19 protein-coding genes and 1 tRNA gene are annotated in these 14,566 nt (G+C 65.8%); 4 read left to right on the top strand and 16 right to left on the bottom strand.

All coding sequences use genetic code 11. From position 1 onward, the window contains the following. Positions 1-76: transfer RNA gene (locus LY44_RS09045), tRNA-Thr, on the top strand. A 64-nt stretch (positions 77-140) separates the two neighbouring features. Here LY44_RS09045 and LY44_RS09040 read toward each other — a convergent pair. Genes LY44_RS09040 through LY44_RS09000 form a run of 9 tightly spaced genes read right to left on the bottom strand, consistent with a single transcriptional unit; the run spans position 141 to position 4,718 of the window. After that, complete coding sequence (locus LY44_RS09040; protein WP_055210266.1) at positions 141-662, bottom strand: flagellar basal body-associated FliL family protein; 522 nt, start codon at positions 660-662, stop codon at positions 141-143. Positions 663-669: 7 nt separating this feature from the next. Then, entirely contained in the window at positions 670-1,395 is a 726-nt protein-coding gene (gene flgH / locus LY44_RS09035; protein ID WP_055210268.1) for a flagellar basal body L-ring protein FlgH, read from the bottom strand. 11 nt (positions 1,396-1,406) lie between these two features. Beyond that, positions 1,407-1,832, bottom strand: coding sequence for a flagellar basal body P-ring formation chaperone FlgA (gene flgA, locus LY44_RS09030; RefSeq protein ID WP_055210270.1), 426 nt, complete (start codon positions 1,830-1,832; stop codon positions 1,407-1,409). Then, positions 1,832-2,617 carry a flagellar basal-body rod protein FlgG gene (flgG, locus tag LY44_RS09025; protein WP_055210272.1) on the bottom strand — a complete coding sequence of 262 codons (786 nt, stop codon included), beginning with the start codon at positions 2,615-2,617 and terminating at the stop codon, positions 1,832-1,834. Before flgG ends, flgA begins: the two co-directional genes overlap by 1 nt. Before the next feature lie 12 nt (positions 2,618-2,629). After that, the gene (locus LY44_RS09020; RefSeq protein ID WP_055210276.1) at positions 2,630-3,343 is read right to left on the bottom strand and encodes a flagellar hook-basal body complex protein; all 714 of its coding nucleotides are present in this window, start codon (positions 3,341-3,343) and stop codon (positions 2,630-2,632) included. 3 nt (positions 3,344-3,346) lie between these two features. Continuing rightward, positions 3,347-3,613 carry a flagellar biosynthetic protein FliQ gene (locus LY44_RS09015; protein WP_013069213.1) on the bottom strand — a complete coding sequence of 89 codons (267 nt, stop codon included), beginning with the start codon at positions 3,611-3,613 and terminating at the stop codon, positions 3,347-3,349. 1 nt (position 3,614) lies between these two features. Continuing rightward, on the bottom strand, positions 3,615-3,911 hold the full coding sequence (gene fliE / locus LY44_RS09010) for a flagellar hook-basal body complex protein FliE (protein ID WP_055210278.1): 297 nt from the start codon (positions 3,909-3,911) through the stop codon (positions 3,615-3,617). Positions 3,912-3,933: 22 nt separating this feature from the next. Beyond that, on the bottom strand, positions 3,934-4,329 hold the full coding sequence (gene flgC / locus LY44_RS09005) for a flagellar basal body rod protein FlgC (protein WP_055210279.1): 396 nt from the start codon (positions 4,327-4,329) through the stop codon (positions 3,934-3,936). Positions 4,330-4,331: 2 nt separating this feature from the next. Next, entirely contained in the window at positions 4,332-4,718 is a 387-nt protein-coding gene (locus LY44_RS09000; protein ID WP_055210280.1) for a FlgB family protein, read from the bottom strand. Positions 4,719-4,811: 93 nt separating this feature from the next. Here LY44_RS09000 and LY44_RS08995 point away from each other — a divergent pair, with 93 nt between their 5' ends. Next, positions 4,812-6,134: a FliI/YscN family ATPase gene (locus LY44_RS08995; RefSeq protein WP_111396000.1), complete on the top strand. Its 1,323-nt coding sequence runs from the start codon at positions 4,812-4,814 to the stop codon at positions 6,132-6,134. 19 nt (positions 6,135-6,153) lie between these two features. Here LY44_RS08995 and LY44_RS08990 read toward each other — a convergent pair whose 3' ends face one another. From LY44_RS08990 to LY44_RS08965, 6 genes are all read right to left on the bottom strand, one after another. Further along, a complete protein-coding gene (locus LY44_RS08990) occupies positions 6,154-6,981 on the bottom strand; it encodes a DUF1217 domain-containing protein (RefSeq protein ID WP_055210281.1) in 828 nt (275 codons plus the stop codon). Further along, the gene (gene flbT / locus LY44_RS08985; protein ID WP_055210282.1) at positions 6,978-7,382 is read right to left on the bottom strand and encodes a flagellar biosynthesis repressor FlbT; all 405 of its coding nucleotides are present in this window, start codon (positions 7,380-7,382) and stop codon (positions 6,978-6,980) included. Before flbT ends, LY44_RS08990 begins: the two co-directional genes overlap by 4 nt. Then, entirely contained in the window at positions 7,379-7,756 is a 378-nt protein-coding gene (gene flaF / locus LY44_RS08980; protein ID WP_055210283.1) for a flagellar biosynthesis regulator FlaF, read from the bottom strand. The genes flbT and flaF overlap by 4 nt, the downstream gene beginning before the upstream one ends. 85 nt (positions 7,757-7,841) lie before the next feature. Further along, complete coding sequence (locus tag LY44_RS18435) at positions 7,842-9,038, bottom strand: flagellin (protein ID WP_055210284.1); 1,197 nt, start codon at positions 9,036-9,038, stop codon at positions 7,842-7,844. Between the two features lie 209 nt (positions 9,039-9,247). Next, positions 9,248-9,592 carry a hypothetical protein gene (locus LY44_RS08970; RefSeq protein ID WP_055210285.1) on the bottom strand — a complete coding sequence of 115 codons (345 nt, stop codon included), beginning with the start codon at positions 9,590-9,592 and terminating at the stop codon, positions 9,248-9,250. Beyond that, complete coding sequence (locus LY44_RS08965) at positions 9,582-9,878, bottom strand: rod-binding protein (RefSeq protein WP_055210286.1); 297 nt, start codon at positions 9,876-9,878, stop codon at positions 9,582-9,584. The genes LY44_RS08970 and LY44_RS08965 overlap by 11 nt, the downstream gene beginning before the upstream one ends. Before the next feature lie 110 nt (positions 9,879-9,988). On the opposite strand from LY44_RS08965, the gene LY44_RS08960 reads away from it, so the two are divergent. Both LY44_RS08960 and LY44_RS08955 read left to right on the top strand, forming a co-directional pair. Then, positions 9,989-12,352, top strand: coding sequence for a flagellar hook-length control protein FliK (locus LY44_RS08960; protein ID WP_111395999.1), 2,364 nt, complete (start codon positions 9,989-9,991; stop codon positions 12,350-12,352). Positions 12,353-12,363: 11 nt separating this feature from the next. Then, positions 12,364-13,041 (top strand): flagellar hook capping FlgD N-terminal domain-containing protein, encoded by a 678-nt coding sequence (locus LY44_RS08955; protein WP_055210289.1) that lies wholly within the window; start codon positions 12,364-12,366, stop codon positions 13,039-13,041. Here LY44_RS08955 and ubiB read toward each other — a convergent pair whose 3' ends face one another. Next, positions 13,042-14,565 (bottom strand): 2-polyprenylphenol 6-hydroxylase, encoded by a 1,524-nt coding sequence (ubiB, locus tag LY44_RS08950; protein ID WP_055210290.1) that lies wholly within the window; start codon positions 14,563-14,565, stop codon positions 13,042-13,044. Position 14,566: the final 1 nt, after the last annotated feature.

Here is a 14,566-nt window from a genome sequence, read left to right as displayed (position 1 = left end):
GCCGGTGTAGCTCAGCTGGTAGAGCACGTCATTCGTAATGATGGGGTCGGGGGTTCGAGTCCCTTCACCGGCACCACTGAACAGGAAAGGCTGGCAACCCCGCGGTTGCCAGCCTTTTCGTTTGCCCAAGGCGGAACCGCTCAGTTCGAATCCTGCCGGGCGATATCCGAGATCAGCACGTTCAGCACCAGATCCCCCAGAACGCTCTGCGAGGCTTCGGTCAGGGCGCGGCGCAGATCGGTCATGTTGGCCGTATCGGTGAAGGAGCCCTCGAAGCCGCCCGCATTGGCGTGATCGAACAGAACCTGCAGCAGCACATCGCGCAGCTTCGGTTCCGCGGCATAGACCTTTTCGGTGCTGCCCACCGTCACCTCAAGGCTGAGCGACAGCACCACCAGCGAGGCGACCGCGCCCTTCTTGATCACCGGAATGACGAACTGGTTGTTCAGCTTGACATATTCGATGGTCGGAACGGCCTCTTCGCCTTCGGCGGCTTTCTCGGGCGCGGGTTTGGCCGCGGCGGCGGGTTTTTCGCCCTCGGCACCGGCTTCGGTCGCGACCTCCTCGGGCGGCGGCGGCGGCGGACGCAGGAAATATCCCGCCGCCCCGCCCGCGGCGAGCCCGATCACTGCAAGCACAACAGGAAGAATGATCTTCAGCATGGCATCCTCAGAACGGAAGAAGGATATCGGAGACCTGCTGGCCGTAGCGCGGCTGCTGCACGTCGGTGATCTGGCCACGGCCGCCATAGGAAATCCGCGCCCCGGCGATCTTGTCGTAGGTGATCTCGTTCTGGCGGCTGACATCCTCGGGCCGGACAAAGCCGGTGACGATCAGTTCGCGCACTTCGAAATTCACCCGGACTTCCTGGCTGCCCTGGATCCGCAGCACGCCGTTCGGCAGCCGGTCCAGCACCGTGGCCGCCACCCGCAGCGTCAGCTTTTCCTTGCGCGCCACCGAGCCGTCGCCCTTGTAGGACGAAGACGAGCCGGTTTCAAAGGCCTCGGCCATGGTGGCGCCTTCGGGCAATTGCGCGTCCAGCCGCTGCGGGATGCCGAACAGCGACGGAATCCCCATCTTGTCCGAACTCGCGCGCGACCGGCCCGAAGTGTTCGAAATCTCGGCCTTGTCGTCGATCTCGATCACCACGGTCATGATGTCGCCGCGCGTCGCCGCCCGACGGTCGCCCAGAAGCGAGCCGCGGTTGCCCGACCAGAGCGAGGCTTCCTGCGCCCGGGTCTGTCGCAGCACGTCTTCGGGCAGCGGCGGGCTGTTCATCGCGAAAAATTCGTCACTGCCTTCAACGGTATTGAACTCGGGCGCCTTGCCGACCTGTTCGAGCCGACCGCAGGCCGCCAGCGAAAGGGCAATGAAAACAAAAAGGAGGGAACGCATGAGACAGGCTTTCAGTGAGGTTGGACGTAGGCGACGCCATCGGCGCCGAGCTGGGCGAACAGCGTCGCCTTGGACGTGATGTTCATCACCCGGATCGTGTCACCCACGGCGCCGCGATCCAGCGCCCGGCCCTCGGTGAGGATCGAGAGGCTGCCGTCGCGATAGGCCAGCGGCACCATCTGATTGCGTTCGATCACCGCGGGGGGGACCAGATCTGCGGCGCTGATCGGCTGTTGCGGATAGATCGCGGTCCGGGTCTCGAGGCCGACCGCCGCCAGCGGATCGGTGAGCGCCCCGGGCACGGCGTCTTCGGAAATCGCCAGATCCGATTCGGTGATCACGGTCTGCGCCCGCAGGGTGCGCGCGGCGACGACGGAACCGGCTTCGGCAAGGGCGGGCAGCGTCGCCAGAACAAGGGCAAGGGTCAGACGGATCATCAGCGCACCTGCGTCGTCGCTTGCAGCATCTCGTCGGCGGCGGTGATCACCTTGGCGTTCATCTCGTAACCGCGCTGCGCCTTGATCAGTTCGGTGATCTCGCGCACCGCATCGACCGAGCTTTCCTCGAGATAGCCCTGTTTGAGCACGCCAAGCCCGTCGACGCCTGGCGTGGACACGGTCGGCGCTCCCGAAGCCTCGGTTTCAAGAAACAGGTTCGAGCCGATCGCCTCGAGCCCTTTTTCGTTGGTGAACCCGGCCAGCGTGATCTGCCCCAGCAACTGCGGCTGCACCTGGTTGGTGAAATAGGCGTAAACCTCGCCCGCGGCATTGATCGAGATCGTCGTCGCATCATCGGGCAGGGTGATCCCCGGCACCACCGGATAGCCGTCCGAGGTGACGATCTGCCCGTCAGCCGAGCGTTTGAGCCCGCCGTCCCGGGTATAGGCGGAGGCGCCCGAGGGCAGGGTCACCTCAAGGAAGCCATAGCCGTCGATCGCCAGATCGAGATCGCCGCCGGTGGAGGCCAGCGGCCCCTGCGCCAGGGTGATGCTGACTGCGGTCGAGCGCACGCCCAGACCGATCTGCACGCCCGCGGGAACGATGGTGCCGTCGTTGGCGGTGATCGTGCCGGGGCGGGTCGCCTGCTGATACATCAGATCGGCGAATTCGGCGCGGCGGGCGTTGTAGCCCGTCGTCGACATGTTGGCGAGGTTGTTCGAGATGACTTCGACCCGCATCTGCTGGGCGCTCATCCCGGTGGCGGCAATCTGCAGGGCGCGCATCGGGTGTTTCCTTTACTTCAGCGTCGAGATGACGTTGCGAATCCGTTCGTCCTCGCGGTCGAGGAAGGTCTGGCCCAGTTCATAGGCCCGCTGCACTTCGACCATCCGGGCGATTTCCCGCACCGGATCGACGTTCGACTGTTCGACCACGCCCTGCATGACCCGGGCGTTTTCGGCCGGAACGGTGCCTTCGGGCACGGCGAATCGGGTGCCCGCCTGCAGGCTGATCGAGGTGGAATTCTGCGGCTCATAAAGGCCAAGCTGCGCCAGCGGCTGGCCCTTGGCCGAAAGCGTGCCATCCTCGCCGACGGCGATCGGGCCCTGATCGGCGGGCAGGAAGATCGCCGCGCCGCCGTTGTCGAGCACGCGGAAGCCTTCGGGCGTGACCAGCTCCCCCTCGGGCGAGCGCAGGAAACTGCCCGCGCGGGTCAGCTGATTGCCCTCGGGCGTCTCGACCATGAAGAAGCCCTTGCCCTGGATGGCGAAATCGAGCTGGTTTCCGGTCGAGGCGATCGCCCCTTCCTCGAAATCGATGATACGACCGCTGGCATGGGCCATCGAGAGCGAGGCTTCGTCCCCGTCGAGGGAATCGACATATTCCGAAAACACCACCCCCTCGCGGCGGAAGCCGGTGGTGTTGACGTTGGCCATGTTGTTGGCGACCACCTGCATTTCCTGCATCAGGCCGGATTGCCGCGCCAGGGCGGCATAGATCGTATTGTCCATGGCTCAGCTTCCGACGATGAGCGGGATGATCCCGGAGGTGAAGAAATCCACGAGCGTCTCGGACATGAAGGACATCGACACCCAGTAGACGACCAGCATGGCCCCCACTTTCGGCACGAAGGTCAGCGTCATTTCCTGAACCGAGGTGAGCGCCTGGAAGAGGCCGATGGCGACCCCGGCGACGAGTGCCACGACGAGCATCGGCGCCGAGATCATCACTGCTATCCAGAGCCCTTCCCGCATCGCGTCGAAAAAGACGAGATCGGGCATCTTACACCGGCATCCGGAGGATTTCCTGATAGGCCTCGACGACCTTGTTGCGCACCGTCACCGCGGTCTCGACCGCAAGTTCGGTCTGGGCGAGCGCCTGCACGAGCGTATGCGGATCGGCATTGCCGAGCATGGCGGCTTTCGCCGTATCCTCGCTTTGCTGCATCGTCTCGAGGAAGCTCGTGGCGATCTTGCCCAGGCCCCCGTCCCGATCCGCGGTGGAATTTCCGGCAAGCGGGTTGGCCGCCGAACGCGCCTGGGCATAGCCCTGGGTCGCAAGAGAAGTCTTGATGTCCATTCTGGACCTCCGTCTTCAGGTTTCAACGACGCAGCAGCTCCATCAGCGACGACGACATCTGCCGGGTCTGATCGAACATTCTGAGGTTCGCCTCGTAGCTGCGCTGCGCTTGACGCGCGTCTGCAATTTCGACCACCAGATCGACATTCGAGCCGTCGTAGTAGCCGTTCTCGTCGGCCAGCGGGCTGCCCGGGTCATAGATCCGGGCGAGTTCCTTCTGGTCGAGTTCGACAGGACCGAGTTCAACCCCGGTTGCCCCGCCGTCCTTCTGCGCCGCAAGCTCCTCGAAGCGGACTACCTTGCGGTGGTAGCCGGGGGTGTCGGCGTTCGCGATGTTCTCCGAGACATGGCGCAGGCGCATCGATTGCGCTTTCAGGCCGGATGCGGAGACCGAAAGAGTGGAAGTGAAATCGCCCATGATCAGCCCCGGCCAAGGCTGGCGCGCAGCACGTTGAGGGAGGATTTGTAGATCGCAAGGGCGCGGTCATGCTGCCGCTTGACGTCGACGGCCTTGACCATCTCGTCCTCGATCGACACCCCGTTGCCATCGGGCGAGGTGGAATCGGGGGTCGGATCCTTGATCACGGAGACGGTGTAGGAGCCATTGGCGCCGAGATGGCCGGGCCGGGTCGCCCGCATCGGCTGCGCATGTTCCGTCCGGTAGCTGTCGACGAAGGACACGACGTCCTTGGCCCGGTAACCGGGGGTATCGGCATTCGCGATATTGGTCGCAACCGCCCCTTCACGCAGGGCTGCATGGCGGGCCATGGCCTGCGACATCTGGAAGACTTCGAGTTTTTCGAACATCGGGGTTTCTCCTCCGAGCTATCAACCAAGGCTTAAGAGAGAATCGTTTAAAAAACGTTTCAAGAACACCGAACCGAAGACACGGGGGCCAGAATGGCGTTGAACGGACTCGAACGGCTGCAGGCGGAAATCGCGGATCTGGGGGCGGTGCACCCGGTCGGGCGGGTCTTCGAAGTGGGCAAGGGCACGATCGAGGTCAGCGGCCTGACCACGCGGGCGACGCTGGGCGACAGGGCGCGAATCCATGCCCAGTCCGGTCCGGTCTTCGGCGCCGAGGTGATCGCGCTGCGCCGGGGCGCGGTGACGCTGCTGGCCGATTGCGCGGTCGAGGGCGTGGCCATCGGCGATCGTGTCGAGGTGCTGGGACAGGCGGGGATCGCCCCCGACGACAGCTGGATCGGGCGCATCGTCGATCCTTTCGGACGACCGCTGGATGGTCGGCCGCTGCTGCGCGGCGGAGACGACCGCAACATCCGCGCCACCCCCCCGCCCGCCGCCTTCCGTCGCCGTCTGGGCGATAGGGTCGAGACCGGGCTTGACGCGTTCAACACCCTGTTGCCGCTGGTGCGCGGGCAGCGCATCGGCCTCTTTGCGGGCTCGGGCGTCGGAAAATCCTCGCTTCTGGCGAAATTCGCCAAGGGGGTGGCGGCCGATGTGGTGGTGATCGCCCTGATCGGCGAACGTGGCCGCGAGCTGCGCGAATTCGTCGAAAAGACGCTCGGGCCGGAGGGCATGGCGCGGTCGGTGATCGTCGCCGCGACCTCGGACCAATCGCCGCTGGTCCGGCGCCGCTGCGGCTGGGCGGCGATGACGGTGGCCGAATATTTCCGCGACCAGGGCAAGCATGTGCTGTTTCTGGCCGACAGCGTGACCCGCTTTGCCGAGGCGCATCGCGAAGTGGCGCTGGCGGCGGGGGAACCGCCCAGCCTGCGCGGCTATCCGCCCTCGACCTCGCATCAGATCATGTCGCTGGCGGAACGGTCCGGCCCCGGGATGGAGGGGGCCGGCGACATCACCGCGGTGTTTTCGGTGCTGGTGGCGGGATCGGACATGGAGGAACCGGTGGCCGACATCCTGCGCGGCACGCTTGACGGCCATGTGGTGCTGGATCGGGGCATCGCGGAACGCGGCCGATTCCCGGCCATCGATCTGCTGCGCTCGGTCTCGCGGTCGCTGCCCGATGCGGCGACCCCGGCCGAAAACGAGCTGATCGCCAAGGCCCGCAAGCTTCTGGGCGCCTACGACCGGGCCGAGATGATGATTCAGGCGGGTCTTTATGCGGCAGGCAGCGATCCGGTGATCGACGCCGCGATCAAGGTCTGGCCCGCGCTGGACGGGTTTCTGGCCCGCGATGCGGCCGATGGCACGCGTTCGAGCTTTTCGCGGCTCAGCCTCGCGCTGGCAGCTGCCGGGTGAGATCCCGGCAGAGCCGCCCTCAGACGCGTTTCGACAGCAAAGAGGTGTAAGAGCTGCCCGCCTGCAGCAATTGCAGCGCGACACTGCCGGAGGAGGTGGTGCTGTTCGTCTCGAGCTGCGAGCGCACCAGATAAAGCCGGATGGTCTTCTCCATCACCGCATTGTCCGAGAAGGTGGAAAAGTCGGAACTGCCCAGAACCGACTTCGCCTTCTGGGTGTAGATGACCAGCTGCTGATCGACATTGAGCGAACTGACGCTCTCGGGCAGGCCGAGGGCCGTCCGCATCACCGTGCTGAGCGACTTCGAGCCGATCACCGAATACCATTTCGCATTGTTGGTGCTGGAGGAGGCGACCAGTTCGCCCAGATCGCGCTGCGCCGCCATCGCAAGGCGATAGCTCTCGTCGCTCTCGCCGACGGCGGTTTCGAACTGCCGGGTCTCGTATTTGGTCAGGATCTCGTCGGCAAAACCGCTGGTCTGCGTGCGGGGCGCGTCGGGCTTGTCGCCAAAGCCGAAGGCGGTGGCCAGCTTGAGATAGGTCTTGTCGGCCAGCTTGTTGGCAAGTCCGGTCTTGTCCTCCGCGGCGGTTTCCAGAACCTTGCGGATAAAGAACTTGTTGTCGATGTCAGAGTCGAGCCCGAAGGCGCCCAGCGCCACTTTCAGCAACCGACGATCCGAGACCAGATCCTCGGCCGTCGTGATCGTGCCGATCTTGGCGCGAAAATAATCTTCGTCGCGCTTGATGTCGGCAGAGGCGGCAAAGGCCGCCTTCTGCTTTTCCATGGTCCGGTTCAGAAGCTTCCAGCCCGCATACCCGCTGGCCGGAATGACCGGCGTGTAGCTCATGCGCTGCCGGCGGCGAGGAGCCGCTCCTCCCGTGGCAAGAGCGCGCGCAGCGATTTCAGCGCCTGATAATGCTGGTCCTCCAGCACGGCGGCGGTCGCCTGCGTCAGATGGGCCCGGCTGTCATGATCGGTCAGAACCTGGCTGAGCTGCTCGATGCCGCGCAAAAGCTGCATCCGCGCTTCCGAGGATTCGGCGTCGCCGGACAGGACAAGCTGCGCGATGTAGCAGACACGCCGCACCGGCGTATTGACTTCCTCGGGGTGGATCGCGTCGCGCAGGCGCAGGATATGCGCATTGGGCGTCATGATCGCAAGGCGCGAGCGGCGATCGCCATTTTCAATGACCGCGCCATTGATCAGGACGCGTTCCTTCGGGGCAAGTTTCAGGACAAGACCGGTCATTCCGCACCGCCCTCGCGACGCAGGCCGCGCATGATCGCGGTGTTGATGTCGATCAGGACATCGACCGAGGCCTCGCCCTTGAGGACCTTCGCGCTGTGCGCCTGGGTGAACTGGTTGAGGTAGAAGATGCGCGCACGCAGCGTATCGGGAAGTTCGTTGTCGGGCAGGGCGACATCGACGGCAAGCGTCGTCCACAGACGACGGTTGTCATAAAGGGCCCGCACAACTGCGGGGAAGTTCGATTTCTCCAGACCTGCCGCCTGTTTCAGACGGTGCGTCACACGCGCGAAGATTTCATATTCGGTGCCGCGCAGGGTACGGGTGGGCTGACCGGGGTTTGCATAGGCCGTTTTGGCCAGAATCGTGGCGTTCACAGGAATACCTTCCAGTGGCGAGAGGGGTCAGATCGCGGCTTTGCCGCGGGAAGAGGGGGCGCCATCGAGGCGCCCCCGAAAGTCATTACTTGAAGAGCGACAGGATCGATTGCGGTTGCTGGTTGGCGATCGACAGCGACTGGATGCCCAGCTGCTGCTGCGTTTGCAGCGCTTGCAGACGCGCCGAAGCCTCTTCCATGTCGGCGTCGACAAGGGCGCCGATCCCGGTCTTCAGCGCATCGCTCAGATCGCTGACGAAGGTCGCCTGGCTTTCGATCCGCGATTCGACGGCACCGAAGGCCGCAGCGGCATCGATGGCGCCGTTGATCATCGACTCGATCTCGGCCACGGTGTTGGACGAGGTGAAGCCGTTCAGCCCCGCCAGCGGACCGGACCCCGCCGCGTTGATCGCGACGCTCATGTTGACACCGAGCGTGTTGGCGGCATCGACGTTGATCGTCAGGTCGGCAGCGTTGGCGGCCGGATCATAGGTCGCGGTGATCCCGCTCATCCCGGCGCCCATCACCTGGCTGAACAGGTTCGCGGTCGCGACTTCGTTCACGTCCGAGCCCGAGTCCACATCGGCCTGCGAGACGGTGTAGCTGAAGCTGCGGTCGCCGATCGCCAGAGTGACGGTTTCACCCGCGGCCATGCCGGAGAGCGCAAACCCTTCCGCAGCGCCCGCGGCAATGGCCGAAGCGCCCTTGTTCGTGCCCGCCGCGACGAAGTTCGTCGCGTTCGCGCCGGCGGCAACCGCACCGGTCGCAACCGTGGTCGCGGTGGTGCTCATGTCCTGACGGGCGATGTTGATCGTGTTGGTCGAGACGGTGTTGCCCGAACGGTCGAGCGAGCCAAGGATCGTCTCGCTGCCCGACGAGCTGATCAGGTTGACGCCGTTGAACTGCGCGCCGCTGATCTTCGATTCGATCATGCTGACAAGTTCGCTGATCTCGTCATCAAGCTTGCCGGTATCGGCCGACGGGTCCTGCGCGGCGACGATCTTTTCCTTGATCGTCTTCAGGTCATCGGTGATCGATTCCACCGCGGTCCGGGCCACCGACACCATCGATTGACCGGTGGCGAGGCTGGTCGAGACCGACTCGAAGCCGCTGACGTCCGATTCCATCACTTTCGAGATGGCCCAGACAGCCGAGTTGTCCTTGGCCGAAGCCACGGTCTTGCCGGTCGAGATTTCCGACTGGGTCTTGGCAAGGTTCGAGTTGATGCCCTTGAGGGTCTGCAGCGCGACCATCGCGCTGGTGTTGGTGTTGATGCTGGACATGTCAGGTCCTTCGTCTTTGGCGCTTTGCGCCGGGTTTCACTTGCCGTCGGTAAAACGGCGCCTACGGCTTTCTGACCCGTGCGGCCGCATCGCTGCGGAACCGCGCCACCCCTCGGGATGCAGGGGAACCTTGGCACGCGAAGACCTAACGAAGTGCTAAGGCCGCCCTTTCGGACGGCCCTGGATAGTTCGGATTTTCGAAGAATGGTTTACGCACGGCGTTCGACAGAGCCGCCTTCGGGGCTGATCTTGCGGGCCTTTCCGTGCTGGTCATAGCTGGTATAGCTTTTCGAGGCCTCGCGGATCTCGGCCAGACGCGCCTGCACCGACCGCACGCCCTTGATCGCCGCATCGAGCAGACGCTGGTTCTCGATCGCCATTTCCTGCGCCGCCAGCAGCAAACGCGCCGGCGTGCCCTTCAACTCCTCCATCAACACCTCCTTGCGGGAAACCAGATCCGGCAAGGCCGCGAATTCGGCATTGCGGATCACGTCCTTCTCGAGGCGCAACAGGTCGATCAGCCGGGCGATCCGGTCCTCGGTTTCATTCTGCATGCTCCGCTCCTTTCTGCAGCGACTGGAAAATGCTCTCGGCAAGACCGATACCACCGGACTTGACCATCATGCTGGCGTATTCATCGACGAGAAACGAGGCGAACTGCTCTTCTCCGACGCCGCCGTTGAAACTTTCCTGCGTCTTGCCAAGGCCGCTGTGCTTCAACATTTCGGCCAGAAAACTGGCCTCGAGTTCCTGCGCCTTCAGACGCAGGGTCTTTTCATCTGGGGCCTTGCGATCCGGCGAGGCTTGCGGGGGGGAGGCCATCAGAGGCCGGGTATCCATGGGAATCGCTCCAATTGAACCGATTTCGTTTTGTTCTCCCACAACGAGGTAAAGAAGCAGTAACCTCCTGCTGCCATTCTGCCCGGGTCACAGGCAGAAGTCGTGAGGTCATGAAAACACTCGCTCTCTCGGACCAGATCCCGTTCCTTTCCCCGATGTCGTCAGCAGAGGGGGGTGGCCCTGCGCGGGCCGCCGAAGCCCGAATCCTGCCCGAGGGCCAAGAGGCCTTCGAGACGATCCTGGCCGAATCGCCCCCACTTTCGGAGGATCTTGCCGATCCGGCGGCCGAGCCGTCGACGCCCCGGCCGGTTCCCGCGCCGGGCTTGGACGCCGCCGCGGGCATGCAGGATCTGGCCCGCCCGACAGCCGAGGCGGCCGTCGTCGCCAACCTGCAAGGCGCCTTGCCGATCACGGCCGATCCGGCCGCCGCATCGCAAGCCGCCACGTCGCAAGTCGATCCGGGCCTGTCCCGCGCCATTTTGGCAGACAAGGCCGAGGCCGGACCGACCGGCGCCCCGGAGCTGCCGCATCGGCAGAAACTTTCCGCAGCCGACAAGCGGGCCACAACCGATCAGACGGAACCGGCGGCGGTCGCGGCCGGGAAAGACGCGTCGGACGGCCCGGCGAAAGCGGCAAGCGCCGTCGACACCTCCGCGCCGGTGGACGAGCCCCGTCCGGCAGGGGATGGCGCGGATACCGCTGCGACACCTGTGCCGATCGGCGAGACGTCAACGGTCAAACTCTCCGCCGAGGCCGAAGCGCGCACGAAAGCCGCGCAGGCTTTCGCCACCATGGCCTCGATCGGCGCCGCGACGGCGTCCGCCGTTCCGACGCAGGGGATCCGGTCCGAAACCGTGCAGGGCACCGGCCCGGCCAGGATCGCCCAGGCACACCAGCCGGCCGCGGCCACGCCGCCCGCCGAGACGGTCGAAAGCACCCAGACGCAGCAACCGGTCCCGACCGCCGACACGGCCGGGAGCGACGGGCCGCAACCGACGCTTCGGGCGCGCGCCGAAGATCCGCCCGTGGCAACCCCGAAGACGGCAGCAGCCGAGAGCGCCACCGATCCCCGAACCGAGGCGCCGCGCCCCTCCGCGACAGAGACGCGCCCGACCGAGAGCGGAACCGGCGAAGCGGATGCAACCCGGCAGGACTCGGCGGCCGCCACTGCGACTTCTGACAGGCCGGTGAAAGCCGGTCACAACGCGGAACCGGCGCCCGCCCCGTTCGTTGCCACGGTGACGGCACCTCAACTGCCGGGCGCGACCAGCGCCCGGGCCGCGCAGGCTTCGGACGTGACCGGCATTGCCGGGGCGCAACAGCCGCAACAGTCGGCCGCTGCAGCGCTCGCGCCGCGGCACAAGGCCGAGGCCGGGCAAGCCGGTCCGCGCAAGACAATCCCTGTCGCCGACAGCTCTGCGCCCGGAACCGAACAGGCCAAGGTGACGACGCAACCGGTGAAGGCGACCGAGCCGAAGCTGCCGCTCGGCACCGCCACCGTCACGGTTCAGACCGTCGCCGCCGCGGAAGGGCCGGTGCCTGCCGCCGCGCGTCCCGCAGCCGAGACAGCCGCCGCAACGGCCGCCGCAACGACCGCCCTCCCGGCGAAGACAGTGTCGCTTGCCGAATCGCGGATCAACGCGGCGCTGGCGGCCCCGCCGACCGAGACCGAGGCCAGCCCGGAGCCGGTCGCGGCAAGCGCAGCGATGCCCGTCGCGGACAAGGCGGGCGCCGTGGCGCCGGGCGTGGCCACCGCAGCGCTCGCGGCATCTCAGCCGACTCCTGGCCCGGTCGAGGAAACTCCGCCGCGCGTGGCGCGCCTGCGCCAGACCCCGGAGGCCGCGCCGATTCGTGACCGCGCGCCCTCCGCGGCGCAAGCCTCGGTCGCGGAAATGGCCGTCAAGGCGACAGAGACCGCTGCGGCCCCGGCAACGCCCCCGTCGGAGGGCGCCGCCCCGACGACCTCCGCCAGCGCGCCGATGTCCTTCTCCACCCCCTTGGGAGCGGAGCGGGCGGGGCATCTGACGGGCGGCAGCGAGGCGGCGGCGGCACAGCGGGCCGCCAGCCCGCATGCGATCGCCCATCAGATGTCGCAGGCGCTGGCCGATGCCGGAAACCGCACCGTCGAGCTGACGCTCTCCCCCGAGGAACTCGGCAAGGTGCGGATGACCCTGACCAGCAACGATGGCGCGATCACCGTCACCGTGCAGGCCGAGCGTCCCGAAACCCTGGACCTGATGCGCCGCAACATCGACAGCCTGGCCCGCGATTTCCGGGACATGGGCTATTCGAACATCGGCTTCGATTTCGGCCAGCAGACCGATCAGCGCCCCTCGGCCCAGGAACGCGCCGCCGAATCGGCGTTGCAACCGGCCGCGCCGGAGCGTGACGGCCTGACCCGTTTCGAGACCTTCCCCACTCCGCCGCAATCCGCGCCCGGCACCGCTTCGGGCGGACTTGACCTGCGAATCTGAAAGAGAGCCCCATGACCACCGTTTCCAACACCAATACGTCGTCAAACACGAGCAGCACGAGCAGCTCGCGCACCTCCTCCTCGACCGCGACGAGCGTCAATTCGGATTATCAGATGTTCCTGAAGCTGCTGACGACGCAGATGACGAACCAGGATCCGACCAGCCCGATGGACAGCGCCGATTACGCGGTGCAGCTGGCCACCTTCTCGCAGGTGGAACAGCAGGTGAAGACGAACACCCTCTTGACCAGCCTCGCCACGCAGATGGGCGTGATGGGGATGAGCGAATATGCCAATTGGGTGGGCATGGAGGCCCGTTCGGAATCGCCGGGCTATTTCGACGGCACCCATCCGGTGACGATCTCGCCGAACCCGGTCAAGGGCGCCGATGCCACCACGGTGGTGGTCAGCGATGCCGCGGGCAACGAGGTGTCGCGTTACACGATTCCGGTGTCGAGCGATTCGCTCGAATGGAACGGGACCGATGCCGAGGGCAACGCGCTTCCGGCCGGCAGCTACACGTTCGAGCTGGAAAGCTATGACAACGGCAAGCTGGTGTCGACCGACCCGATCGAGACGTACAACCGGGTCATCGAAGCCCAGGGCACCAGCGATGGCGCGGTTCTGGTTCTGGCCGGGGGCGCCACGATCTCGACCGGGTCGATCTCGGCGCTGCGCGAGCCCGACTGATCAGATCAGCAGGCCGAGCGCAACGCCCGCCGCCAGAATCAGCACCGCACTGACCGCGCCCAGCGCCTGAGCCGCTTTCGGCTCGGGCTTTGCTTCGGGCTGCACCTGACGTTCCAGCGCCTTTTGCATCAGCTCGGGCAGTTGCGGCCCGAACCGGCCCAGAACCCGCGCCGTGCGGGTCAGATCGCGCAGGATGCCGCGCGGCCCGACATTCTCGCGGATGTAGCTTTCCACGACCGGCTTCGCGGTTTCCCACATGTTGATCCCGGGGTTGAGCGAGCGCGCCACCCCTTCGACCACCACCATCGTGCGCTGCAGCAGAATCAGCTCGGTCCGCGTCGCCATGCCGAAACGCTCGGTCACCTCGAAAAGATAGGCCAGAAGCCGCGCCATCGAGATCTGCTTCGCATTCATTCCGAAGATCGGCTCGCCCACCGCCCGCAGGGCGAGGGCGAATTGCACCACGTCCTGATCGGGGGGGATATAGCCCGCTTCGAAATGCACCTCGGCCACCCGGCGGTAATCGCGATGGATGAAGCCCATCAGGATTTCCGCATAGACATGCCGCGTGTATTGGTCGATCTGGCCCATGATGCCGAAATCGAAGGCGATGATGTCGCCGTTTTCCGCCACCTTCAGGTTGCCCTGATGCATGTCGCCGTGGAAATAGCCGTCGCGCAGCGCATGGGACAGGAACAGCTGCAACACCCGGGTGCCGATCGCGGTGACGTCATGGCCCGCCGCCTTCAGCCGGTCCGGGTCGCCCATCGGCAGGCCCTCGGCCCAGTCGATCACCATCACCCGGCGGCTTGACAGCGACCAGACCGGCAGCGGCACGCGGAAGCCCGCATCCTTTTCCGTATTGGCGGCGAATTGCGACGCCGCCGCCGCTTCCAGCCGCAGATCCAGTTCCCCGGCCACAAGGTCTTCGAAATGCTTGATCACATCCGAAGGCCGCAGCCGCCGCGAGGCCGGAGACAGCCGCTCGATCATGTTCGCGGCGAAATGGAAGGCGTCGATGTCGCGCTTGAAGGCCTTTTCGATGCCCGGGCGCAGCACCTTGACCGCCACCTTCTCGCCGGTCTCGAGCAGCCGCGCCGAATGCACCTGCGCGATCGAAGCCGCCGCGACGGGCTCGGAAAACTCGGAGAAGAGCTCGTCGAAGGGACGGCCGAATTCCTCGACCAGCGTCGCCTTGGCCAGCGCAATGTCAAACGGCGGCAGACGGTCCTGCAGCACGCGCAGCTGATCGGCCAGCTCCTCGCCCACCACGTCGGGACGGGTCGAGAGCACCTGACCGAGCTTGATATAGGCGGGGCCAAGCGCGGTGATCGCCCGCGTCACCGGCGGCAGCGCGGGATCGCCCGCATAGCCCAGCCATTTGAACGGCCAGCCCATGATGCGCGCGACAAGGCGCAGCCGCGGCGGCGCCTCCATCGCTTCCAGCGCCACGCGCATGGCGCCGGTCCGCTCGAAGGTCGCCCCCGTGCGGATCAGCCGCCACAGATTGTGCGGGCCGCGCATA

The organism is Rhodobacter capsulatus, from assembly GCF_003254295.1.
Taxonomy (GTDB): Bacteria; Pseudomonadota; Alphaproteobacteria; order Rhodobacterales; family Rhodobacteraceae; genus Rhodobacter; species Rhodobacter capsulatus.
Note: the sequence above shows the minus strand (reverse complement) of the source record. Positions and strands in the feature narration are given on the sequence as shown.

Bases quoted from the DNA above. Each gene is read 5' to 3' on its own strand.
- LY44_RS09015 (WP_013069213.1), bottom strand. From the start codon at position 3,613: ATGCCCGATCTCGTCTTTTTCGACGCGATGCGGGAAGGGCTCTGGATA.
- flgH (WP_055210268.1), bottom strand. From the start codon at position 1,395: ATGCGTTCCCTCCTTTTTGTTTTCATTGCCCTTTCGCTGGCGGCCTGC.
- LY44_RS09020 (WP_055210276.1), bottom strand. From the start codon at position 3,343: ATGGACAATACGATCTATGCCGCCCTGGCGCGGCAATCCGGCCTGATG.
- LY44_RS08965 (WP_055210286.1), bottom strand. From the start codon at position 9,878: ATGGATACCCGGCCTCTGATGGCCTCCCCCCCGCAAGCCTCGCCGGAT.
- LY44_RS08995 (WP_111396000.1), top strand. From the start codon at position 4,812: ATGGCGTTGAACGGACTCGAACGGCTGCAGGCGGAAATCGCGGATCTG.
- flbT (WP_055210282.1), bottom strand. From the start codon at position 7,382: ATGACCGGTCTTGTCCTGAAACTTGCCCCGAAGGAACGCGTCCTGATC.
- LY44_RS08990 (WP_055210281.1), bottom strand. From the start codon at position 6,981: ATGAGCTACACGCCGGTCATTCCGGCCAGCGGGTATGCGGGCTGGAAG.
- LY44_RS09040 (WP_055210266.1), bottom strand. From the start codon at position 662: ATGCTGAAGATCATTCTTCCTGTTGTGCTTGCAGTGATCGGGCTCGCC.
- fliE (WP_055210278.1), bottom strand. From the start codon at position 3,911: ATGGACATCAAGACTTCTCTTGCGACCCAGGGCTATGCCCAGGCGCGT.
- LY44_RS09000 (WP_055210280.1), bottom strand. From the start codon at position 4,718: ATGTTCGAAAAACTCGAAGTCTTCCAGATGTCGCAGGCCATGGCCCGC.
- ubiB (WP_055210290.1), bottom strand. From the start codon at position 14,565: ATGCGCGGCCCGCACAATCTGTGGCGGCTGATCCGCACGGGGGCGACC.
- LY44_RS08960 (WP_111395999.1), top strand. From the start codon at position 9,989: ATGAAAACACTCGCTCTCTCGGACCAGATCCCGTTCCTTTCCCCGATG.
- LY44_RS18435 (WP_055210284.1), bottom strand. From the start codon at position 9,038: ATGTCCAGCATCAACACCAACACCAGCGCGATGGTCGCGCTGCAGACC.
- LY44_RS08955 (WP_055210289.1), top strand. From the start codon at position 12,364: ATGACCACCGTTTCCAACACCAATACGTCGTCAAACACGAGCAGCACG.
- LY44_RS08970 (WP_055210285.1), bottom strand. From the start codon at position 9,592: ATGCAGAATGAAACCGAGGACCGGATCGCCCGGCTGATCGACCTGTTG.
- flgG (WP_055210272.1), bottom strand. From the start codon at position 2,617: ATGCGCGCCCTGCAGATTGCCGCCACCGGGATGAGCGCCCAGCAGATG.
- flgC (WP_055210279.1), bottom strand. From the start codon at position 4,329: ATGGGCGATTTCACTTCCACTCTTTCGGTCTCCGCATCCGGCCTGAAA.
- flgA (WP_055210270.1), bottom strand. From the start codon at position 1,832: ATGATCCGTCTGACCCTTGCCCTTGTTCTGGCGACGCTGCCCGCCCTT.